Consider the following 23,002-nt stretch of genomic DNA (forward strand, 5'->3'; position numbering starts at 1 on the left):
TAAAAATGGAGAAGGTTTTAAGTATAGCTGTCAAACGAGAAATAGACACCAACAATGCGTGTTTCAAATTCTTTACTTTTTGTAATACGTTTTTAATACTTCTTCCATCTTTTCTACAACCAATTGTGCATTTTCCTTCGTAAAACATAATGGAGGTTTCGTTTTAAGTACATTATCAAATGGACCATCAGTACTTATAAGTATGTGCTGATTTCTAAGTTCATTTTTGATGTGAGCTGCTAATTTTGTGTCTGGATCTAAAGCTTCATTCTTTATGATTTCCACACCAATAAACAGTCCTGATCCTCTGACATCTCCAATGCAATCATAGTTACTTTGAAGATCCATAAAAAGCGATTTATAAAAATCACCGACAATTTTTGCATTCTCTTGTAAATTTTCCTCTTCGATTACTTCTAATACGGATAAACCTATTGCACAGGAAACAGGATTTCCTCCAAAGGAACTAAAAAATTCAACACCTTTACTAAAGGAATCGGAGATTTCATCTGTTGTAATAACCGCTCCCATTGGATGTCCGTTTCCCATTGGCTTTCCAATAATTACGATATCAGGAACTACTTCTTGCGCTTCAAAACCCCAAAAGTGATCTCCCAAGCGACCAAATCCAGTTTGAACTTCATCACTTATACATACTCCGCCTTGTTTTCTAATGACAGGATATAGTTCTTTTAAATATCCTTTAGCTAGCGGTATTTGACCTCCACATCCAACTATTGGTTCACTTATAAATGCTGCTATCGGTAGTTCTGATTGTGCTATTTTTTTAATTGCGTCTTTGGCATATAATTGACCTGCACTACCATCATTTGTTTTGTATGTTCCTCTATATGTATCAGGAATGGGCGTTTTTAAAATATGGTTCTTTTTTCCATCTCCTTTTTCATTACTGAATTTATAATCACTAATATCTATAGACAGCTGTGTGTTTCCGTGATACCCATGTTCCATTACCATTATTTTTTCATGTTTGGTGTGCGCATCTACCATTCGCATCGCTAGATCACTTGCGGCACTTCCAGAATTGACGAAATACACTTTGTTAAGGGATTTTGGAAATTTTGACAACAACTTTTCTGCATACGTTGGTAATAAATCATATAAGTATCTAGTATTTGTATTTAATAGTGCCATTTGTTTTTGTCCAGCAGCGACAACTTTTGGATGTGAATGTCCTACATGTGGAATATTGTTGTATGCATCTAAAAAAGTATTACCGTGCGTATCATACATGTATTGAAATGCAGCACGTGCCATTGCGATAGGTTGTTTGTAGCTTAACGACAAAATTGGACTAATATGTTTAAGTCTGTTGTTGATTTCCTCTTCAGTAGTTTTCGGTTGCTTACTTGGCAAGCCAATAGCTTTTCTAAATTGATTTTCTGCATGTGTAGGATTAATTTCTATCCATTTATGCAGCATTGCCCAAGCTGGTTTCTCACTAGAAGTGGCATATTCATTGTCAGGATTTGTTTTTCTTGAATTAGCCGAATTACAGACACTTATACAAAGTCTGGCAGCAATTGTATAATATAAAACCTTTATTTCTTTTTCTTCCAAAGGCAGCACTTCATGATATGATTTTAGAATAATTATAGCCCATTCTAAAGGCTCTTTTTTATCATAGCAACCATAGGTAATTGCCACGGATAACTCATTGATTAATAAAGAATACGCCAAGTCGCCAAAATCAATGATTCCAGAAATTTTTCCATTTTTCACTAATACATTCCACTCATTTGCATCATTGTGAATAATTTGTTTTCTTAAGGCTGGTAAAATTGGAGTTACATTTTCTTCAAATTGCTGAAAAAAGTAGTTGACAATATTTCTGTCATGCGGATTGGAAATATCAGCAATGTATTTTTTATTCAAATGTAAATATTGAATATCCCATTCCCATTGTCTTGCTTTAAGGACATAACTATTAAATTTTTGAAATCTAATATTCATTTGTGCAAGAAAAACTCCGAATGACTTAAATAGTTCGCTAGTGGCTTTTGTGTCACCTAAAAATTCCCCGTCAAGAAAAGAGAGCATTCTGCAAATAGTTGATTCACTATTTATATCTAATACTTTTATAAAATCGCCATTAGCGAACGGAATTGGTTTAGGAAATTTATCTTCATTTTCCTCTTGTAGGTGCAAGAGTGCTTTGTTTTCAGCTTCAAGAATTGAAAGCAACTCTTTACTGTATTTATAGGTCTTAAAAATATTTTTAGATAAACTCCTATCGATAAGATAGTTGACGTTTTCGTAACCATTGAGTCTTTTGATTTCTAACGCACCAAATTCAAATTGTTCTTGTATTAGTTTTTTCATCTTTCAAAATGTATTACAATGGTTCGGCTGTGTGTAGTTGTGAAAATATACAATTACGTATAGTCATTGTGACTGTTGTACAAATCTAAGGTATTAAATTATCGTTCACCTTGATGTATGCCAGGCAAGAAAGTATGCCAAGAGTACTTATTTTCATTCTTTGTAAAAACAGAAATCTTAAGTATTACGTTCACTATGCGGACGATTGTTTGCGTAGTATTCTTTCTTTGCTTTTTTGTTCTTGTAATAACCAACGACAACTAATGACAATGGAAAGAATAAAATAATTCCAATCCATTTTAAGATGGTTAAAAAAACCTCTAGAAAGCTTTTGTCTACTGAACTTTTATTACTTCTAGTAGTTTCTGAAGAAAAAGTGTTTCCATTAGTTAGTGCTTGATATTCCGAAAATGTTGCCGTTTTCTTTCGTAACAATTCGTGTGCAGCTGCAGCGGCATATTGATTGTATTCTTTCGGATTTGTTACAATGTGTGTAAGTTCAGCTTTCGTTTTGTCCTTGAAATTTTTGAGATATTTGTCTTTCATTTGTTATATGGTGTCACATAGAGCTTATCAGAGATGTAAAACTATTCTTTTCGTAGCCAACCTACAATTTTACTTGCTGGAATTTTCCAGCAATTTTTTTCATGAGTCAAATCGTAAGAAATACGTGTATTACTAAATGGACCAGCGTTTTGCTGAATGATAAAAACTTTGTTTTCGACAACTTTTGTTACAATTGCTACATGTCCAAAACTATTATACCAAGAACTTGTAAAGACTAAAATATCATTTGTTTTTGGTTTCGAACTACTTCCATTTGTGTACTGAATCAAATTTCGTTGTGTATTTAGTTTTCCATCTTTTACATTCGGATTGAAGAAATCTTTGGCGTGTCCATAACTATCAGGCATTTTATGCTGTAAGTATTCGTAATAATATCGTTTGACAAATTCAACACATTGAAACTCTAAACCAAGATTATAACCATCTTTCGTTACATTTCGTGTTTCCACATGGTTTACAGCTCCATTATAATAGACAGAAACATTGTTGAATGCATCCAACTCTTCACCAACAGTTCGGAAAGGATTGATGTTTACATGTTGTGATAATTTCAACAAGCCAATACAAAACCCAATAAGAATAAAAAATAAGAGGAATTTTCGTTTCATTTCTAGTAGATTCCTTGCTATACTAATGTTATTGAATACATACAATTAATTGTGAGCAATATAACTCCAACTATAATGACGATCTTATTTCTAAGATTGAAACCGTATTTTTCTTGAAATGATTTTTTAGTTAACATAACAATACTCATTATTGAAATTATAGTTAATATAATTGCTAAAAGATAATCTGAAATAAATAAATCTAGCGCGTCAGTAAAACTAAGATAAGTTACAGTTACTATTAATGATGTCAATAAAAGAAGCCAAAAAATAATACTACCAATCCAACCATTTTTATGATTTTGATATAAAGTAAATGCTGAAAAAAGACCTATGACTATTAGCATAAAATCAAAATGAAATTCTCTCATAAAAGAAGTTACCGAGAGTTCACCCCAAGTAAACAACTTGTATTCTATTGGTAATAAAATGGCTGACTTAAATTTTAGATAGAAGAAATAGATTAATATAAGATTTGTTATTAGTTGAACTATCACAATAGCTTTAGTCATTTTATAAATATCCTTAATCATCTTGAGTACATTTGATTTGTTTTAAAGTAAGTAATTTTAGTCTAAAGAAGAAAAAAAACATTTTAAATAGAGTATATAAAAAATATCATGAACATTCTATCCTAAATAAATACTTTCGTATTTTTACAAAAACCAAAGAACTAATGAGAGTATTTATACTAGTACTTGTATTGTGCGCCGTAAGTTGCACGTCAAAACCTTCTAATGAGAAAGCTAAAGATATGGCTTCAACTCAAGAAAAAACTACCAAAAAAACACCTGAAAAAATTATGGAAAAAGGATCAATTCATCAATTTACAGTGAAAGATATTGCTGGAAAAGACTTTAAATTAGCGGATTTAAAAGGAAAAAAAGTACTCATTGTCAATACAGCTTCCGAATGTGGATTAACGCCACAATACGAGCAATTACAGGAAGTATACGAAACTTACAAAAATAAAAACTTTACGATAATTGGTTTTCCTGCAAACAATTTTGGCGCGCAAGAACCTGGAAGCGATCAGCAAATAGCAAAATTCTGTAAAGCAAATTTTGGTGTAACATTTCCAATGATGAGTAAAATTTCTGTAAAAGGAGATGATATGCACGAAGTGTATAAATTCTTAACGCAAAAATCACAAAATGGATTGCAAGATTCTGAGGTGGCGTGGAACTTTCAAAAATATCTAATCAACGCAAAAGGTGAGTTGGAAAAAGTAATTTCGCCACAAACATTGCCAAACGATGAAAGTATTCTGAGTTGGATTGAACAATAAAAATGATACCTAAACATAACAATATCGCTTTTTAGTAAGATCATTTCTATCTAGAAAAGATATGCAATTTGCATAATCAGAAAAAAAAGCGATATTTGTATTCTTATGGAACTGTAAGTAATATATATTCGGAACCTGTCGATGTAGTTCGACCCTTTTAAGTAACCCAATCTTCTTGAGGTTACTGCATTCAATATATAATTTTACAAGATGTCACAAGACCATAAGTTATCAATCAAACAACTTTATTCATATTTCAAAGAAGCTTTAAAAGGGGCTCAAAATGATTTTACCACTGGAAGCATTCGAAAAGCTATTTTCATGCTTTCAATTCCTATGATTCTCGAAATGTTGATGGAATCAATATTCGCAATTGTCGATATTGCTTTTGTTTCCCAAGTCAGCACAAATGCCGTTGCAACTATCGGACTTACCGAATCTGTAGTTACGCTAGTATATGCTGTCGCCATTGGCGTAAGTATGGCAGCAACAGCAATGGTTGCCCGAAGAATAGGCGAAAAAGATCCAGATGGCGCTTCAAAAGTAGCAGTGCAAGCACTATTTTTAGGAGTATTCATAGCAAGTATTGTCAGCGTTATTGGAATTCTTTACCCAAAAGAAATCTTAGGATTAATGGGCGGAGAACCAGAACTTATAGAACAAGGTTACGGGTATACACAAATTCTATTAGGCGGAAACATGACGATCATGTTATTATTTCTGATCAATGCAATCTTTAGAGGTGCTGGAAATGCTTCTATTGCTATGAAAGCGTTGATTTTATCCAATGGACTTAATATTATCTTAGATCCAATATTTATTTTCGGATTCGGACCAATTCCTGCGTATGGTGTAGAAGGTGCAGCTATTGCTACAACCATTGGACGTGGAAGTGCTGTACTGTTTCAATTAGGAATTCTTTTCTATGGTTGGAGCGCCATTAAAATCAAATTCAAAGATTTAGTATTGCGAACCACCATTATGATGAATTTGCTAAGAATCTCTTTAGGTGGAATTGGACAATTTCTCATTGCAACATCAAGTTGGATTTTCTTAATGCGTATCATGTCTGAATTTGGAAGCGATGTTTTAGCAGGATATACAATTGCTATTCGTGTTGTGATGTTTACACTATTGCCCTGTTGGGGAATGAGTAATGCCGCGGCAACTTTAGTTGGACAAAACTTAGGAGCAAAGCAACCAAATAGAGCAGAAACGTCCGTTTGGAAAACTGGAAAATACAATGCTTGGTTAATGGCAATTGTTTCTGTGATCTATTTCATATTTGCCAAAGAAATCATTCGTCTATTTACGGATGAAACTATTGTGGTAGAAAATGGCGCGTTGTGTTTGCAAATTGTTGCCGTTGGGTATATTTTCTATGGATACGGAATGGTTATCATTCAATCATTCAATGGAGCAGGAGATACGAAAACGCCAACGCATATAAATATTCTTTGTTTTTGGTTATTTCAATTGCCGTTTGCGTATATCGTAGCAATAGAGTTGGAATATGGACCACAAGGTGTATTTTGGGCAATTACAGCAGCAGAAGTTTTAATTGCGATTGTTGGAATGATCATATTCAAAAAAGGAAAATGGAAGACTATCAAAGTCTAGGATTATAGCACATAGTTTTGTAATTTGGGAGCAACAAAATCATCTTTATGAAAAAGAAAAATTTAGGACTCAATACAGTTTGTACACATATAGGCGAAGTTAAAGATGAACAATTCAAAGGAGCAGTTTCTCCTTTATATATGAGTAGTTCGTATGCGTTTGATGATGTGGATGTAAAGCGGTATCCGCGATATTTTAATACGCCAAATCAAGAAGCATTAAGCAAAAAAATAGCCGCTTTAGAACACACAGAAGCAGGAATGATTTTTGGAAGCGGAATGGCAGCTGTAAGCACAAGTTTACTTGCCTTTTTGCACAAAGGAGATCATATTGTATTGCAAAATGCACTATATGGCGGAACGATGAATTTGGTATTGGAAGAATTTCACAAATACGGAATTGAATATTCGTTCACGGAAAGTTTGGATGTTAAAGACTTCAAAAAGGCAATCAAAAAGAACACAAAAGTGATCTATATAGAAACGCCTTCGAATCCGTTATTGAAAATTACAGACATTCGTAAAGTTGCCAAACTTGCCAAAAAACACAACATTGTCACGATGATTGACAATACCTTTGCAAGTCCTGTAAATCAGTTGCCAGGAACCATGGGAATTGATATCATGATTCATAGTGCGACCAAATATTTTGGTGGACACAGTGATATTTTGGCGGGTGCTGTTGCCGCTTCCGCAGAACATATAAACCAGATCTTTCAATTAGGGAAAAACTTAGGTGGAAGTTTAAGTGATTTTACCGTTTGGATGTTGGAAAGAAGCATGAAAACCTTGGGAATTCGTGTGAAACAGCAAAACAAGAATGCACTAAAACTCGCAAAATATCTAGATAGACATGGAGCTGTTGCGCGCGTATATTACCCAGGATTGAGATCGCATCCAGATCATGAATTGGCAAAATCGCAAATGTCAGGATTTGGAGGAATGCTATCTTTTGAGCTAAAACCAGCATACAATGTGACGAAGTTTTTCAAGTCACTCAAAATGATCAAACCTTCCATGAGTTTGGCGGGTGTAGAAAGTACCATGTTGAGTCCGACCAAAACATCACATGCATTATTAACACCTGAAGAACGTGCAAAACAAGGAATTGCAGATGGTTTAATTCGTTTCTCCGTTGGAATTGAAAATAGAAAAGATATCATTTCAGATATTAATCAAGCGTTAAAAAAGGCGAAGAAAAAATAAGTCATAATTTTAAATAGATATAAAACCTCAATTAATCACGATTGAGGTTTTTTATTAAAAACACAATTCGTTGTTTAGGTTAGCTACGTAACAATTGAATGCAATTTTATACTATTAGTGTATGAATATCATTGAAAAATTTATAAAAAAACACAACGGAACGTATTTAAAAGACAATAAGGAAAGTATATATACGCCCGGTGGAAAATATACCTATCAAACACAAACAGGAATTTTAGAAATTGATGGCAGTAAAATTTATATTAACTTTTCGGAACCTTCAGATGCTGCAAGAACTGCGGAACCTATTAAAATTATTTTATGTTTAGATAAAATATATGACACAGAGTTGCATATGTTTCCCAAAAATAGATGGGGAAACGTAAAAGACTTTTTCTTTCCTAAGAAAACAAAATTTATTCCTAAAAAAGTACGGAAACAGTTCTATTTTGGTGGCGATGTGCATCTTCATAAAAAGCTCGTAAAAAACGAAGCGTTCATTAAAGATATTCTTTGGGAAATGATTTACGTTCGTACGGCGCAAAAAAAGGAATCTCAAATCATACTTACACCATCGTACGGAATTTATAGTGTGGAACATTTAGAACAATTAATTCGGATTCTAAAATACATTGCAAAAGTGATAAAGCAATGTTAATTTCATTTCTAATATTTCAATTTGCACTATATTGTTATTCTTTGAAAAAATTATAAAAAATAACCAATTACTTTATGAATAAATTACTACTAAGCGCACTTACTTTATTACTGACTACTTTTGATCATAGTCCTAAAGAAAAATTTAAAATTCTTCGAGAAAACGAAACAGCTACACACGAATTAGGGATTTCTAAATTTTACTTTGTACACCAAACTTTTGCAGATTCTTTTTTTATGCTGAATTTACATGAAGAGTTATCGTATAATGAAATGACGACAATTTTACAAAATATATACAATGGAGTAACGCTTAAAGATAGAGTGAGAATAGAATACCAAGAAACAACTCCTGCAATAGGTAAAGTAGTTTATTTTACAAAAAAAGATCCTAAAAAAGGAGATATATTTATCATGCTGACAAATTTCAGCAATGCTACTCGAGAATTTGAAGAACGTCCAGATCCTAAAGATCAATTAGCAAGATGGTATTTTATGAAAGGTGATAAATTAGTGTATCGAAAAGATTTGTATTCAAAAGAAAAAGAAGAAGAATGCAAAAAAGGGGAACCTTATGAAATTATCGATTTATATTTATTTGATGATAATGTTGAAAATGACGTGTTAGTGAAGCCGTTGATTGATAAATTGTTAGCGTCAGATACTAATAGTCTCAACAAATTGTATGGATATTTATACTTATCTGAATATCACTTATCAAAAGGCGATTTAAAAGCCTCAGAATTAGCAATTCAAAAAATGACAAATTTGTATGAATCTGATTCAGAAATACCTCGCGGATATAGCTTGATTGTAAAAATGGGAACTACAGAACTAGAAATCATGAAGCGTATGTAGTTTGGAGTAAACAAAATAATGTAATTTTGTAAAAAGCAAAGAACCATAGTATAGCTGATTTTGAATACGTGATTCAAAAAGGTAAATTGAACGAACTTGGTATTTTGCATTAGGGATAGCAGTGGCATCCTCCCAATTTTTCATTGGGAGATATAACGAATAGCCCGACAATTTGTTTACTGCTTTTGAGCAAGGAAATAAATTGGAATGCCCAAAAAAAGAATAAGAAAACGTATGAAATTAGATATAGTAGCTTTTGGCGCGCATCCGGATGATGTAGAATTGGGTTGCGGCGCAACAGTTGCCAAAGAAGTTGCCAAGGGTAAAAAAGTTGGTATTGTCGATTTGACACGAGGCGAACTAGGCACGCGTGGTTCTGCAGATTTACGTGATGTAGAAGCCGCAAATGCTGCGAAAATATTGGGTGTGGAAGTCAGAGAAAATCTTGCGTTTGCAGATGGTTTTTTTAAGAATGACAAAGCACATCAGTTGGAAATCATTAAGATGATTCGCAAATATCAACCAGAAATTGTGTTGTGTAATGCGATTGACGATCGCCATATTGATCACGGAAAAGGAAGTCAATTGGTGAGCGATGCTTGTTTTTTGAGCGGATTGTTAAAGATTGAAACAGAACTCGACGGAAAACCACAAGAAAAGTGGCGACCAAAACACGTGTATCATTACATTCAATGGAAAAATATAGAACCAGATTTCGTAGTTGATGTTTCGGGATATATTGATACAAAGCAAGAAGCGGTGTTGGCGTATAGTTCACAATTTTATGATCCGAAGAGCAACGAAGCAGAAACGCCTATAACGAGTAAAAATTTTATTGATAGCATTAACTACCGCGCACGGGATTTAGGTCGCTTAATCGGCGTAGATTACGCAGAAGGCTTCACTACGGAACGTTATGTTGCAGTAGCTTCAATTACAGATTTGATTTAAACAATAGCAATATGGAAGAAGAACAGTCATACGATCCATTTCAATTACAATATGCGTCTAGCACGCGAAGATTTTCGTTACGAACAAAGCTGATGGCAATAGTGTTAGTATTTATCTTTGTCATGATTCCTTTATATGAGATAAGTCCTGAGACTTTCAAGTTAAATCACATCACTCAATATGTTCCATGTCAAATAGGCATAATCTGTGGATGTTTCGGATAATTATGGAGTTTTTTAAAAGCTAATCTTTTTAAAATCACACACATAAAAAACAAAGTAAAATAAGTTTTATAATTGCTTTGTATGAAATATAAAATATCCTATATTTGCATCCGCAAAACAAATGGTAATTGTAGCTCAGTTGGTTAGAGCATCGGTTTGTGGTACCGAGGGTCGCGGGTTCGAATCCCGTCTTTTACCCTTTATAAGTCGCTGAATTTCAGCGACTTTTTTGTTTTTATATGTTTTTTTCTTTTATTAAAATTGCAATAAACAATACTCTTATAATTTAGTGCTTTAGATTTTTAGCGTTTAATTATTTGATAATTAGATATTTATGATTTGGCGACCTTAGGATGGAATTTAACAATGCTAATTTATTATAGAGATATTACAAAATTCTTTAAATAGAGATTTAAAGAACAATAAAATGGTAAGTTATTCTATTTCAATAGCCTTGTGTTCTAAGCATTAGTTTGCTCAACAATCTATTTAGTATATTTGTTGAACACTTATTATATATGAGATTTAGTTTAATAGTTCTCCTTTTTTTTATCGAAACTTTTACTTGTTTCTCACAAAATAGTAATACATATTACGAAAAAGCAAAAGAGCAGTATAATGCTGAACAGTACGAGCAATCTCTAGAAAATTTTCAATTAGCTAAACAGCAATTTCTAAATCAGCAAAACGCGTTAGATGTTGTTATTTGTCTATCATATATTTCAAAGATTAAAAGTATTCAAAGTGATTATAACTCTTCTCTAGACTATAGTATTGAGGCTTTGTCTTATTTAAAGCATGGTGAAATTAACAATGATAGTATGTATGCTGATTTAATGTCTGGAAAAGCTTTGAGTTTAAAGTTTCTAGGTCAGTTTCAGCAGGCTTATGTTATTACCGATTCATTAATCAATCATTTAAAAGCAAAAAAAGAGACAGAAAAATACTTGGCTAATGCTTACCAAATTAAAAGTCGCGTAGAAATCGATTTAGGCAGGCATGATAGTTCAATTATTTCGGCTAAAAAAGCGTTGTCATACACTAATGACCAAAATCAAGAACAAAAAGCAGCTCTATTAAATATTATAGGTGTTGGGTTTTATTTAAAAGATCAATTGGATAGTGCATTGTATTACTATAATGCATCTTATAAAATAAAGCAAGCTATAGATGCAGATAATTATCAACTTGCTATAGCAAAGTATAATATTGGTATTGTGTATGAAGATTTAGGCGATTATGATAAAGCTATCGAGTTTTATAATAAGGCAGCTAAGTATGATTTATCAGATAGAGGAGAAGAGATCGGTTTTCTTTCAGATATTTATGTGGCACTTACAAACACCTATTTTAGTAAGAATGATCTTGAAAAAGCAGAAGAGTATGCCGAAAAAGCATTACAAATTGCTATTAGAAGGTATGGAGAAAATAGCCCAAATACGAGTTTTGCATATATAGCCTATTCAAATATTTTTGAATTAAAAGGAGATTATAAAAAGAGTATTGAATATGTCAAAAAGGCACTTGAAATACGAAGAAATACCTATGGAGCCAACCATAGATGGACAGCAGAGAGTTTGTTGTCCATTTCTGAAAATCAAGTAGAACTGAAGCGTTTTACTGAAGCCGAAAAAAATTACAACGAAGTCATTACCATTGCAAAGTCTATTAATAATAAGCTTGTTCAAGCGTACGCAGAAATTGGATTAGGAACCATTTATATTGAAACGAATCAGCATGATTTGGCTATAGCAGCTTTAAAAGCAGCAAAGGGGAAATTTATAACGACGTATGGAAATTATCACGAGACGCATTTAAGGGTATTAGTGCTCGAAGCAGAAAATTATTTCAAAAAAGGGGCTCCAGAGACTGCATTACAAATTATTGAAGTTATAAAAGCGAATGCTAAAAACTCTAATTTGTTTTATGGTTTAGATGCATTGACATTAGAGTTAAACATCGCTTTACATGATTATAATGAGTCAGGAGACTTGAAACTTCTTGAAAAAAACATTCAGAATATTGATGATGCAATACAATTAATATTCAAAATCAAGAAAGATTACCCAAGCAGTAAATCAAGGATTTATGTTAATAATAGCATGAATTATTTTGTAGCTAAAGCCATTGAAGCATCTTATATATTATATAATTCAACTCATGATTTCATGTATGTTGAAAAAGCTTTTGAGTTATCTGAACTCAATAGAAGTAGTGCGCTCGTTGCAGGAGTACAAGATGTTCGATTTAAAAAAATGGCAAATGTTCCTCAAGCCTTATTACTAAAAGAAAACAAGCTAAATCATGAGTTAGCGCGTCTAAAAAAAGAAATTTATTATGAAGAAAATGCTGAAGAGACAGATCGCGAATATGTAGACGAGCTGTTAAGTAAGCAGCTTATTTGTAGAACAGCATTAGATAGTCTTTTCACAAAAATTGAAATAGAACATCCTAAATATTATCAGTTAAAATATAGTGAGAAAGGGATTGGTATTAAGGAACTTCAAAATAACATATTAAAAGATGATGAAACCGTAATCGAATATTTCTTAGGGGAAAATCAAGTCTATGTTTTTACAATATCTAAATCTGAAATTAACTTTATTGAGCTTCCAAAAGCGCAAAACATTCTTTCTGTTTTGCAAGTATTTAGGGAACGATTAAATAAAAGAGAAGATCTTACGCAGCAATCAAAAACCTTATATAAGCTGTTAGTAAAAGATTTAAATGTAGACACAAAGCGATTGATTATAATTCCTGATAAAGAATTAAACCATTTACCATTTGAAGCTTTAATAAAAGATGATGCTTTTTTAGTAGAAAACTATATCATTTGTTATTCGGGTTCAGCAAGTTTATTAAAAACACAACAAGACCATTTTTTTGACTTTAAATTCACAAGGAATTGGGTTGGTTTTGCACCAGAATTTAAAACAAATAACGCGCTCACTTCAAGTAAAATAGAAATAGAAGCTGTGGCTAAATTAATGAGAGGAGATACGTTTTTAGGTGAACAAGCTACGGTAGAAAGTTTCATAAAGTCTACTCAAAATTCTTCTATTTTGCATTTAGCAACTCATGCAGAAATTGATAAGGTCAATCCATTATACAGTAAGTTAATATTTGCCCAAGATTCAGTGTTAACAGCTTCAGATATTTACACCTTACCAATTAATGCCGAATTAGCGGTTTTAAGTGCTTGCGAAACAGGATTTGGTAAGTTAGAAAAAAGCGAAGGTGTAATGAGTATGTCTAGAGCATTTCAATATGCTGGAGTTAGAAGCACAGTGATGAGTCTATGGAAAGTACCAGATAAAGAAACATCGCAAATAATGGTGTCCTTTTACACCTATTTAAAATCGGGAACACCAAAAAATAAGGCTTTACAACTTGCAAAACTAGAGTATCTAAATACTGTAGAAGACTCTTTTTTAAAACACCCTTTTTATTGGGCAGGTTTTGTGCTTTCGGGAGATATATCGCCTATTGAAACTGGGACTAATTATTGGTGGTTACTTTTTATTGTAATCCCTCTTTTTTTAATTATTCTAAGAAAACAATTAATCAAGATTTTCGATTAAAGTCTTCGCCTCTTTAGATTTAAATTTAGATTGAGAAAGTAACTGTTTTAGTGTTTTTTTAGAGGCATCAATATTGTTATCTTTTAAATATGCTAGTGATAAATACCATAAATTTCGGTCTTGTAACGTATCCGTATTTTTAACATTTGTTTCCAGTATTTTTATGGCCTCACTAGTCTTATTTAATTGCAATAGCGTGTTCGCTTTATAGAATAAAATTGTCGTGTTTCGTTCTTCGTTTAAAATTGTATTAAAATATAGAATTGCGTTTTCATAATCTTTAGCTTCATAAGCCTTAAAAGCTTTAGATTTTATATCATCTTTATATTCGCCTCTAACTATAGGCTGTACTATATTCCTGTAAGGTTCAAAATAAGAAGCATAAAGATCTTCTGTACTATTTAATTGCGTTTTAGAAAAGAATAGCCACGAAATCCCAAGTAAAATTAGTAAACTAGCTGCTGCCATCCAAGGTTTAAAACGAGGCTTATTTTTAGTTGTATCCCAATTTTGAATTTCTTTTTTTAGTTGTTCTCGATCATTTAAAACTAAAGTATCTTGTAATTCTTTCTGGAATTCGAACTCTTCTTTAAAGTCACTATCATCTGCTAATAATGTATTAAATGCTTGCAACTCTTCTTTAGAAAGTGTTCCATCAAAATATTTTAGTATATAGTCCGATTTATCCATTTCTTAACCGTTAATTATTTTTTTTAAAGATTTTAAACACCTTGATTTTTGGCTTTTTGCTACATCCTTGTTATTATAATTCAATTCTTCTACAATTTCATCTAATGTAAAACCTCTCATATAAAATAGATTTAGTAACGTTCTACATTGCATACCTAAACTCGTAAATGCTGTTTGCAATTGCCTTTGTCTCGTATTAAAATTGTAATCAATATCAGTTATTTCTAATTCCTCAAAATCATTTGTTTCTTTGGTCGAATGAATTAAATGTAACTTCTTCTTTTCTTTTAAACGTTTATAAAACATGTATTTCCCAATACTAAAAAGATACGTTTTCAATTCGCTTTTTAAATTATCTAAATGGCCTTTTAATGCATTTTCACGTAATGCAATAATGGCATCTTGATATATATCTAGCGCATCTTCATTATCAATCGTATACGTTTTAGCAAAACCTATAAAAGCAGACTTATGTTTTAAGTAAACCGATTTTAAAACGGACTTATCATCATTTTTAAGTGCCTCTAATATTTTGCTCTCTATCATTCAGTATTTAATTGCTTTTAATGTAAACATCTAAGTAAAGATTTTTTTTTAATTAATTGATGTTTACTTTTTAAAAATAACAACATAAAGGAGTAGTGTTAACAAATTGAAACTTAAAAATAATATAAATGTAATCACAATGAAAAACTCAGAAAACAAAAACACCATGAAACACTTTAATACGAATCTTTATTTAATACTATTCTTTATAGGATGCTTTGTCGGATTTCAACCTTCAATGTATGCACAAGCAAGTTTAGCTGCAGAAAACAGGATTGATGATATTGTTGTAACTACAAATGATGGAGAGGAAAAAACATACTCCGTTTTTAGAGATGCTGTAATAACAGATCAATATTTTTATATGCCTAATAGTCTTGAAGTTACAAAGACTAAAGATACAGATGGAAATGAAGTTCCAGATTTAGCATTGCTACGTTATCAATACGATAATGGTGATGGAACTGTGGAAGGAGGTATTTTACAAGGTACAATGACGATGGCTGCCGAACCAGAGGTTATTGAAACTATGAAAGAATATATCCTAAAAAAAGTTCAAAAAATTGAACAAGCAAAAAGACCTCAATTGAGAAAAAAAATTGGAGATATCAGATTATCTGCAATACCACTTCAAGAATGTGAATTTAGAATACTCACTAATAAAGGAGAGTTTTTAGGAAACCCAGATACTAAAACCGCTTTTCAAGGACCATTAATTGCAAATCAAAAAATGGGATTTAGTCTAAATCTAAATGCATTGGGAGCAGCAGTTATTTCAGAGCTAGCAACAGGAAAAGGTGGAATTCTAATTCAAGTTAAAATGAAGTATAGAGGATTAACACCTCCTTGTGGATATAGCATAGAAGCATCATGGAAGAATGTGTATAAATTCTATGAAGAACAAACCAAAAAGGAAGGCGGTATAAGTTTTTGGAAATTCAAATTTGGAGGCACCAAAACCAAGAACAAATTAATAGAAAGCCTTGAACAAACAAACGATATTAAAATTGAACGAATTAAATGTGATACAATTGCTAATTCTCTTGAAGATCAGCATTTTCAAAAGTTAAAAGATAAGATAGAGAATGAAGTCATGAGTAAAGAGTATCAAGAGAGAGAAGCACATTTAAACCAATTGCAATCTATGTTTGCAAGTACTGAAGATGATGATATAAAAAAGAAATTATTAGATAAAATTACAGACGCCGAAAAAGCCATACAGTTTGGATATCAAAACTCAGTGAAAAATGTTAACAAGAGAAAAGAAGGTTCAGTTTCTTATGATTCTAGAACTCAATTTCTTGAATCTCGGACAACTAACTTCTTTAGTGTAATTGGGTTTTCAAAGTTTAATATGACAGAAGAAGAGTTAAAAGAAAAAGGTCATATTATAGATATTAATGCAAATGATGCTTTTCCATACATAGCAATAGGATTACTAGATATACCACCAAGTTTTGATTTAAGATCGTTAGCCCTAGATATAAGTTATACAAATAGTGAAGGTAAAATACATAGTGAAGCTGCTAAATGGACACAAGATAAAGGCTGGACAAACTTTAAAGGTGCTAAAATTGAGTATATACGGTTTAATTTGATAGGCGAAAAAGATATTGAAAAACGAAATGAGCCTAAGTTCAAAATTAAACTACAAGTGCTCTCAAAGGTATTTAATAGTGATTTTATTATCGAAAAGGAAGTACAACTAGAACAAGGGAATAAAAATATGGATGCCTTAGGGGTACTTACAAGGCAGATATTAATTGATGGTAGCTCTTTAGATTTTTATAGAATAACAGGAGATAAAGCAGATTTGGATTATGCCGAAGTCAAGTTTAAAAGTGGAGGTTTAAGTATTAAAAAAACCATAAGACCTTATGTTGAAAATGGAACTTATGGTCCTCCTAATCCTATTGTTATTTTAATGCCAAAAGACGACAACTCCATGTCTAGTAAAGTAACGTTTATGACAATTAAAAATAAAATAGAAAAAACAGAATTAATAGAATTAGGTCAAAATACATTGTCAAATCAAGATTGGAGAACTTTTAATAATGACTAAATATGCTCTTAAATATTGTATTATGAAACATACTATAAAAGTTATCATATTATTTTTTTGCTTATTGGTTTCAGGTTCATTATTCGCACAAAATACCCAAAGTGCACAAACTAATAAAAAACCAAAAACCACTAAAAAAAGTATAAAAAGTATTATAGGTTATAAAAGACCTTCAGCACGCTCAACAACTACTTCTAGTAGTTTGTATCAACGAAATTATATGCCATTTAACAAAAAAAAGGTATGGGTTCTAGGTACAAATAAATCTGTTGGACATTGGGATATACCTCAGTCAACAGAAATCAAGCCTACTTATAAGAATAAACAAAAGTATGTACATACGGTAACGTTTAACTCCTATAAGTCATATAAATCAGTTGCTAGATCTAAAGCTCACATTCCACAAAAAGAATTTAATGTTAAAAATTATATTCCTCATACTAACTGGATTTCAAAAACAACTGATGGAGGTAATGTTACAATGGAAGGTGTTCTAGGTAAGACAAATGTTTACTACCATAAAAACATTAATCTTTTTGTTATTGGGTTAGTGGGTAAAGATAAATATGACAATTTAGAAGTCAAAAAACAGACAGATCATATCATAGTTACAGACACATTATTTATTCCTCTTTCTGCTCGTGGTTTTATGAATATGAAACGAAATTCTAAAGCAAAGAAAACTACAACAAATAGAGGTCAAGGTCGTCCTTCTAAAGTAGACCTTAGAGGGAGATTTCAAATTGGAAATAGAAGTTATATTAAAATTATTGCTGGTACTATACTGTATGAAAAACCAATCCAATTATCAAGCGTTTGGAGTTCTCCTACTGATTTTGTTTTCTCGTCACAGAAAATCAAGTATCAATCTCCTTATAAAGGACTAAATACAAATGAACTTACACCATCACCACCGCTTTGGGTATATGATAATTCTGTTAAACTATATATAGATCCATTTAAAGAAAATGAAGGACTCCTTTTAAATAGATTATACATAGAAATCCTTGGTCAAATAGCAACTGAATTACAAAATCCTAGCGAAAGTTATTGGGAAAAAGACAAGAGGTTAGCGCAATTTCAAACCTATAGAAGTAAAATAAATACAGACATACTAAGAGGTGATGTTGAATATCATAGTCTTTATAAAGAATATTGCGATACGTTTGATAGAAAATATAACAAAGACAAAATTAATGAAGATAGATCAATAGGAAGCCTTAAAATTCTTGTAGATGGTAATATTAACGATTTGCCCCAAAAGGCATTCAAATATTACGCTATACCTACTAAGGCAACACTTTTACCAGTTAAAAATGAAGCTACAGGAACGTTAGATAAGTTAGGAGATGTTTATTATAACGCTACTGGAGACTCAAAGTTTTCATTAACTATTGAATCTAAATTAGGCTATAATTCTGAAAAATTTACTGCGGCTGGTCAAGTATTACATACAAAAGGGTTGGTTTTAGAAAAAAATCCTCCCAAAGCCTTACTAGAAATAAATGCACAACCTCTAAAAGCAAATGGCAAAACTATTGGTAGAATAATACCTATTGGCAATCAAATTCTTCGTTTTGAGTTTGACCTAGTTGAAGAAAATTTAAGCTTGTTGAAATTATTTCTTGCTAATGATAATACTTTTAATTTAGATTATAAAACTGGTCAAGGGCAAAAAGAAGATAATCAAGAAATAACTCTTGAAATTCCTGAATCTATTTTAAAACAATTAGACTATACTGATCTGATAAATGAATTTAATGTAGTAGAAAGTAATACATCTACACTCATTGATGCTATTAAAATAACAAGCAATTTATCGCCTGTTTTAAAAGATACTGGAGAAGGTACTTTAAAATATATAGAAATATCCTTAGAGTTTTTATTTGAAGATAAAACCGTATTTCGAGGACCTAAAAGGTTTTCTTCACATTCTGTAAAAGGCTCAGAAGATGAGGTTAATTTCATGAAATATTCAGACAATTATACAATTAAAGTAACTGGTACTGCATACTATGAATTTGGTCATAGAGATATTATAAAAGATAATTCCTTTACCAACACTAAATTTATTACACTCCAAGAAAGCATGTTTAAAAGTAATAAGACAAAAGAATAAATACATTTAAAACTCACATTATGAAATATTATAGTAAAGTAATAACAGTACTAATTTTAATGCTGTTAACAACACCGTTTCAAGCGCAAGAAAATTGGGTTGCTCCAACCGAAGCGGAAGAACGTAGTAAAACATATAGCATGGAAGAAGCAATTAGAGATAAACAATATGTTTTTGCTTTTGATTTTAATAAAAGCTCTGAAACGGCTATGTGGAGCGGCATTTTTGTAATGCTAGAAAAAAGATTTAGATATGCAGATTATGATATTACTCTTCAGTGTTTTAGTAGTGGTGGAGAAAAAGAATCTTACGATAAAGAACTAGCCACTAAAAGAGGAGCTGCGGTAAAGAAATTTTTAATAAATAAAGGAATTCCTAAATCTAGAATTAACATTGAGGTATATGGAAATAAAGATATCTATGGTATTAAATCGGAAGGTTTTCATGGACTCAAAGATTATGTATATCATCGAAGAGTAGAGCCAATTTTTGTTCTTAAAGAAAAAGAAGAAGTCAAAGATTTTGTAGCAGATTATTTAAATGCAAAAACGCTGGATAGCGACATAGAAGAAGGAGAGAAAATATTTCTTAAGTTAATAAAACCGTATGTCAAAGCAATCAAAGAAGGATATCATTTACAAGAATTACCAGGCGTAGGCAGGCCTTCTGATGATGAGGATGAATTTAAAGATCAAGCTACAACTTTAATTAAAAAAACAGTGGCAGCAAGTAAAAATCCAAAAAAACTCGCAAAATTGTTTGCTACATATACTCTTGGTTCTTTTATTGATTTATTTACAAGCAATCAAACCAAAATAATAGCAAAAAATAGAAAAGAATTGTATGATGTGATAGTAGAAGCATTTACAAACGAGTGTTTTCCAAAATATCAATCAAATGTAATAAGTCATGACTATTATAGTAACAGTCAAAAATTTCTTTTTTCTATTATATCTTATGAAATAAGTAAGCTGTCTAATCATGAAAAGTATAAAATTAGAGCTCGTTTTATTGCAGGAAAAATATATAATTCATATTCAACAGAATCTAAAATTAGAAAGTTTAATACTAAAATGAATAGATACTCTTTTTTCAGTGCTAATGTAGGACACTTTTTTTCTCAAAGTAAATATCGTTATCGCGATTAATTATAAAAAAGAGTATTAAAATAATAATAGTATTAATTCTTAATGTCTTTCAAACACAATCGAAAGCAATAAAAAACTTTTCAATTGAGAATCAAACTTTCTCAAGTTCATGCCCTTCAGTATTTATCCGAAACCAAATTATAGCTGAAGCACGCAATTTGGGATTTAAAGAAATTAGGAGCAGGAAGAACATTTGTGAATCTTGACATTGAAGATAATAAAAGCCAAAATATTGCATGGGGTTATCCTTCATGAACACGACTTGACATGAATCCTTTTGTTTAAAATTTCTTTGTAAATAGGCCAAATAAATTACTTCTTAAAAAAGTGAAATCTACTAAGTATTCTTAATACTGCGTGGAGTATTGTTTAAGAGTATAGTTTTTGATAGAAATCGAGGGTTTTTCAATACTCCTTGAGAATTAAATAATTGATAACCAGTTATGTTACAAACGACCCTTTCGTGTTGTGGTACCGAGGGTCGCGGGTTCGAATCCCGTCTTTTACCCTTTTTATGAAGCCTTCTTAACGGAAGGCTTTTTTTGTTTATGAGGTTTTTGATCTCTTCAAATTTTCTTCATTTTTGCTTAGAGTACCTTCATTGATTATTTTAGTTACAGTTTTTAAGTCCTATGCTGCTTTTTAAGAACTTTCTCAGAAGAACGAGAAGCTAAGATTTGACATCTTCACTGACGGCAGAAACTAATCTAAAACTGTTTTGTAGCCATGTGAAATTTGATTAAGTTTGTTGAAATAAATCTTTTATAATTATTGATTTACTTAACCTTGATTTTAATCATTTTTCTTCTGAAACAGTCTCAGTCTTTTTTTAATAAGAAGTATCCGTATCGAGAATCATTTGATAAATTTTCTAGTATTAGATCAATGAAAATAAGTTGTTTAGGTATATGAGTAAACGTAAAAAATGAAGAGTTTGAATCAGTACGTAATGAACTGATTCTTTTATGAAATAAACGTAAACAGGTTGAAAAATAATAAATCTAAAATTTTAAAATTAGCGCTATTTGCTACGGGACTCTCAGGAATTGTAGCTGAATATATTCTATCCACATTAGCTACCTATTTTTTAGGCGATTCTGTATTTCAATGGACAATGATACTCTCTATTATGTTGTTTTCTATGGGATTAGGAAGTAGAATAAGCACCTATTTTAGCACAAAAATTTTAGAAAAGTTTCTTATTGCTGAATTTGCACTGTCGCTTTTAGCTTCTACAGCCGCTTTATCTACCTATTTTTTAATGGGCCAAACAGAACATATTGGATTTATAATTTACGGATTTAGCATTGCAATAGGTCTGTTAATAGGTATGGAAATACCACTCGTGATACGGATAAATGAAGAAAATGAAGAGCTAAGAACTAATATTGCCGGCGTCATGGAAAATGATTATTACGGCAGCCTTATAGGAGGTTTGTTCTTTGTTTTTGTTGGACTTCCATATTTAGGATTAACGCACACGCCATTTATACTTGGAGGTATCAACCTTCTGGTAGCAATTGCGCTTTTCTTCAGATTAAAAAAATATATTCATCCAACGTATAGAATTTCATTTGCGATCGCCATACCAACAATAACGTGCATATTATTATTTTTGAGCTATAACTCAGATGAAATTGTACTTTATGGAGAACAAAAACGATATAATGATAAAGTGGTTTTTTCTAAAGAAACTCGCTATCAAAAAATAACCATTACGCAATGGAAAGAACACTATTGGCTGTATTTAAACTCTAGTAAACAACTTTGTACGTTTGATGAATTTCTATATCACGAGCCATTAGTGCATCCAGTAATGAAGCTTACGAAAGATCCGAGACATGTATTAATTCTTGGCGCAGGCGATGGCTGCGCAATTAGAGAAGTTTTAAAATATAAAAGTGTAGAACAGATTACACTTGTAGATATTGATCCCGAAATGACACGCATAGGCAAGTCAAATGAAATTTTCACAAAAATGAATGATAGTGCCTATCACAATCCCAAAGTGAAAGTTGTAAATCAGGATGCTTTTCAGTTTCTTGAAAATAATGATAACTTTTATGATGTGATGATACTTGATTTTCCAGATCCAAAAAGTATTGATTTAAACAGAGTTTACACAAAAGAGTTTTATAGGCTTTGTAACAGAAGGCTACGTCCGTTTGGTCATATCGTTACGCAGGCAGTGAGTCCTTATTACACCACAAAAGCATTTCGATCCATCGAAAAAACAATTGCTGCTTCGGGCTTTCAAGTATTGCCAATTCATAATCATGTGTATTCATTTGGAGAATGGGGCTGGGTTATAGGATCAAAACAGAGTAGTAGTGACGAAATAAAAGAAGCTCTTTTAGAAGCAAATTTTGATGACATAAATGTGGAATGGATTACGAATGAGTCTATAAAATTAATGACTTCTTTTGGAAAAGATCTTATAAATGCAGATGGTGTAGAAGTGAATACAATTCATAATCCTGTGTTGTACCGCTATTATTTAGATGGAACATGGGTTAAATTTCTTTAAATTCTGAA

At 31.6% G+C, this 23,002-nt stretch carries 17 protein-coding genes and 1 tRNA gene; 13 read left to right on the forward strand and 5 right to left on the reverse strand.

From position 1 onward, the window contains the following. Positions 1-72 precede the first annotated feature (72 nt). From H2O64_RS05155 to H2O64_RS05165, 3 genes are all read right to left on the reverse strand, one after another. Positions 73-2,343, reverse strand: a complete 2,271-nt coding sequence (locus H2O64_RS05155; RefSeq protein WP_187561085.1) for an aminotransferase class III-fold pyridoxal phosphate-dependent enzyme — start codon at positions 2,341-2,343, stop codon at positions 73-75. A 177-nt stretch (positions 2,344-2,520) separates the two neighbouring features. Then, the gene (locus H2O64_RS05160) at positions 2,521-2,889 is read right to left on the reverse strand and encodes a hypothetical protein (protein WP_187561086.1); all 369 of its coding nucleotides are present in this window, start codon (positions 2,887-2,889) and stop codon (positions 2,521-2,523) included. 41 nt (positions 2,890-2,930) lie between these two features. Further along, on the reverse strand, positions 2,931-3,518 hold the full coding sequence (locus tag H2O64_RS05165) for a CHAP domain-containing protein (RefSeq protein WP_187561087.1): 588 nt from the start codon (positions 3,516-3,518) through the stop codon (positions 2,931-2,933). Positions 3,519-4,194: 676 nt separating this feature from the next. Between H2O64_RS05165 and H2O64_RS05170 the strand changes: the two genes are divergently transcribed. The 9 genes from H2O64_RS05170 to H2O64_RS05210 all read left to right on the forward strand — a co-directional run bounded on the left by H2O64_RS05170 (position 4,195) and on the right by H2O64_RS05210 (position 13,902). Beyond that, positions 4,195-4,806, forward strand: a complete 612-nt coding sequence (locus H2O64_RS05170; protein ID WP_187561088.1) for a glutathione peroxidase — start codon at positions 4,195-4,197, stop codon at positions 4,804-4,806. A 210-nt stretch (positions 4,807-5,016) separates the two neighbouring features. Next, the gene (locus H2O64_RS05175; protein WP_187561089.1) at positions 5,017-6,426 is read left to right on the forward strand and encodes an MATE family efflux transporter; all 1,410 of its coding nucleotides are present in this window, start codon (positions 5,017-5,019) and stop codon (positions 6,424-6,426) included. Positions 6,427-6,473: 47 nt separating this feature from the next. Continuing rightward, the gene (locus H2O64_RS05180; RefSeq protein WP_187561090.1) at positions 6,474-7,631 is read left to right on the forward strand and encodes a trans-sulfuration enzyme family protein; all 1,158 of its coding nucleotides are present in this window, start codon (positions 6,474-6,476) and stop codon (positions 7,629-7,631) included. Positions 7,632-7,752: 121 nt separating this feature from the next. Beyond that, positions 7,753-8,289, forward strand: a complete 537-nt coding sequence (locus H2O64_RS05185; RefSeq protein ID WP_187561092.1) for a hypothetical protein — start codon at positions 7,753-7,755, stop codon at positions 8,287-8,289. Positions 8,290-8,363: 74 nt separating this feature from the next. Next, positions 8,364-9,146, forward strand: coding sequence for a hypothetical protein (locus H2O64_RS05190; protein ID WP_187561093.1), 783 nt, complete (start codon positions 8,364-8,366; stop codon positions 9,144-9,146). A 234-nt stretch (positions 9,147-9,380) separates the two neighbouring features. Next, complete coding sequence (gene bshB1 / locus H2O64_RS05195; protein ID WP_187561095.1) at positions 9,381-10,097, forward strand: bacillithiol biosynthesis deacetylase BshB1; 717 nt, start codon at positions 9,381-9,383, stop codon at positions 10,095-10,097. An 11-nt stretch (positions 10,098-10,108) separates the two neighbouring features. Then, positions 10,109-10,321, forward strand: a complete 213-nt coding sequence (locus H2O64_RS05200) for a hypothetical protein (RefSeq protein WP_187561097.1) — start codon at positions 10,109-10,111, stop codon at positions 10,319-10,321. Between the two features lie 123 nt (positions 10,322-10,444). Beyond that, positions 10,445-10,520: transfer RNA gene (locus tag H2O64_RS05205), tRNA-His, on the forward strand. Positions 10,521-10,839: 319 nt separating this feature from the next. Continuing rightward, a complete protein-coding gene (locus tag H2O64_RS05210) occupies positions 10,840-13,902 on the forward strand; it encodes a CHAT domain-containing protein (RefSeq protein WP_187561098.1) in 3,063 nt (1,020 codons plus the stop codon). On the opposite strand, the gene H2O64_RS05215 is transcribed toward H2O64_RS05210, so the two are convergent. Both H2O64_RS05215 and H2O64_RS05220 read right to left on the reverse strand, forming a co-directional pair. Next, positions 13,882-14,592, reverse strand: coding sequence for a tetratricopeptide repeat protein (locus tag H2O64_RS05215; protein ID WP_187561099.1), 711 nt, complete (start codon positions 14,590-14,592; stop codon positions 13,882-13,884). The genes H2O64_RS05210 and H2O64_RS05215 overlap by 21 nt on opposite strands. Before the next feature lie 3 nt (positions 14,593-14,595). After that, a complete protein-coding gene (locus H2O64_RS05220) occupies positions 14,596-15,138 on the reverse strand; it encodes an RNA polymerase sigma factor (RefSeq protein ID WP_187561100.1) in 543 nt (180 codons plus the stop codon). Positions 15,139-15,277: 139 nt separating this feature from the next. On the opposite strand from H2O64_RS05220, the gene H2O64_RS05225 reads away from it, so the two are divergent. From H2O64_RS05225 to H2O64_RS05240, 4 genes are all read left to right on the forward strand, one after another. After that, on the forward strand, positions 15,278-17,200 hold the full coding sequence (locus H2O64_RS05225) for a hypothetical protein (RefSeq protein WP_187561101.1): 1,923 nt from the start codon (positions 15,278-15,280) through the stop codon (positions 17,198-17,200). A 22-nt stretch (positions 17,201-17,222) separates the two neighbouring features. Beyond that, the gene (locus H2O64_RS05230; protein ID WP_187561102.1) at positions 17,223-19,319 is read left to right on the forward strand and encodes a hypothetical protein; all 2,097 of its coding nucleotides are present in this window, start codon (positions 17,223-17,225) and stop codon (positions 19,317-19,319) included. Positions 19,320-19,339: 20 nt separating this feature from the next. Next, on the forward strand, positions 19,340-20,467 hold the full coding sequence (locus tag H2O64_RS05235; RefSeq protein ID WP_187561103.1) for an OmpA family protein: 1,128 nt from the start codon (positions 19,340-19,342) through the stop codon (positions 20,465-20,467). A 985-nt stretch (positions 20,468-21,452) separates the two neighbouring features. Then, positions 21,453-22,994, forward strand: coding sequence for a polyamine aminopropyltransferase (locus H2O64_RS05240; protein WP_187561104.1), 1,542 nt, complete (start codon positions 21,453-21,455; stop codon positions 22,992-22,994). The last annotated feature ends 8 nt before the right edge of the window (positions 22,995-23,002 follow it).

It is taken from the genome of Kordia aestuariivivens (assembly GCF_014397005.1).
Lineage (GTDB): Bacteria > Bacteroidota > Bacteroidia > Flavobacteriales > Flavobacteriaceae > Kordia > Kordia aestuariivivens.

What these genes read in the sequence shown, in the direction of transcription:
- H2O64_RS05155 (WP_187561085.1), bottom strand. Translation starts at nt 2,343, where the DNA reads ATGAAAAAACTAATACAAGAACAATTTGAATTTGGTGCGTTAGAAATC.
- H2O64_RS05160 (WP_187561086.1), bottom strand. Translation starts at nt 2,889, where the DNA reads ATGAAAGACAAATATCTCAAAAATTTCAAGGACAAAACGAAAGCTGAA.
- H2O64_RS05165 (WP_187561087.1), bottom strand. Translation starts at nt 3,518, where the DNA reads ATGAAACGAAAATTCCTCTTATTTTTTATTCTTATTGGGTTTTGTATT.
- H2O64_RS05170 (WP_187561088.1), top strand. Translation starts at nt 4,195, where the DNA reads ATGAGAGTATTTATACTAGTACTTGTATTGTGCGCCGTAAGTTGCACG.
- H2O64_RS05175 (WP_187561089.1), top strand. Translation starts at nt 5,017, where the DNA reads ATGTCACAAGACCATAAGTTATCAATCAAACAACTTTATTCATATTTC.
- H2O64_RS05180 (WP_187561090.1), top strand. Translation starts at nt 6,474, where the DNA reads ATGAAAAAGAAAAATTTAGGACTCAATACAGTTTGTACACATATAGGC.
- H2O64_RS05185 (WP_187561092.1), top strand. Translation starts at nt 7,753, where the DNA reads ATGAATATCATTGAAAAATTTATAAAAAAACACAACGGAACGTATTTA.
- H2O64_RS05190 (WP_187561093.1), top strand. Translation starts at nt 8,364, where the DNA reads ATGAATAAATTACTACTAAGCGCACTTACTTTATTACTGACTACTTTT.
- bshB1 (WP_187561095.1), top strand. Translation starts at nt 9,381, where the DNA reads ATGAAATTAGATATAGTAGCTTTTGGCGCGCATCCGGATGATGTAGAA.
- H2O64_RS05200 (WP_187561097.1), top strand. Translation starts at nt 10,109, where the DNA reads ATGGAAGAAGAACAGTCATACGATCCATTTCAATTACAATATGCGTCT.
- H2O64_RS05210 (WP_187561098.1), top strand. Translation starts at nt 10,840, where the DNA reads ATGAGATTTAGTTTAATAGTTCTCCTTTTTTTTATCGAAACTTTTACT.
- H2O64_RS05215 (WP_187561099.1), bottom strand. Translation starts at nt 14,592, where the DNA reads ATGGATAAATCGGACTATATACTAAAATATTTTGATGGAACACTTTCT.
- H2O64_RS05220 (WP_187561100.1), bottom strand. Translation starts at nt 15,138, where the DNA reads ATGATAGAGAGCAAAATATTAGAGGCACTTAAAAATGATGATAAGTCC.
- H2O64_RS05225 (WP_187561101.1), top strand. Translation starts at nt 15,278, where the DNA reads ATGAAAAACTCAGAAAACAAAAACACCATGAAACACTTTAATACGAAT.
- H2O64_RS05230 (WP_187561102.1), top strand. Translation starts at nt 17,223, where the DNA reads ATGAAACATACTATAAAAGTTATCATATTATTTTTTTGCTTATTGGTT.
- H2O64_RS05235 (WP_187561103.1), top strand. Translation starts at nt 19,340, where the DNA reads ATGAAATATTATAGTAAAGTAATAACAGTACTAATTTTAATGCTGTTA.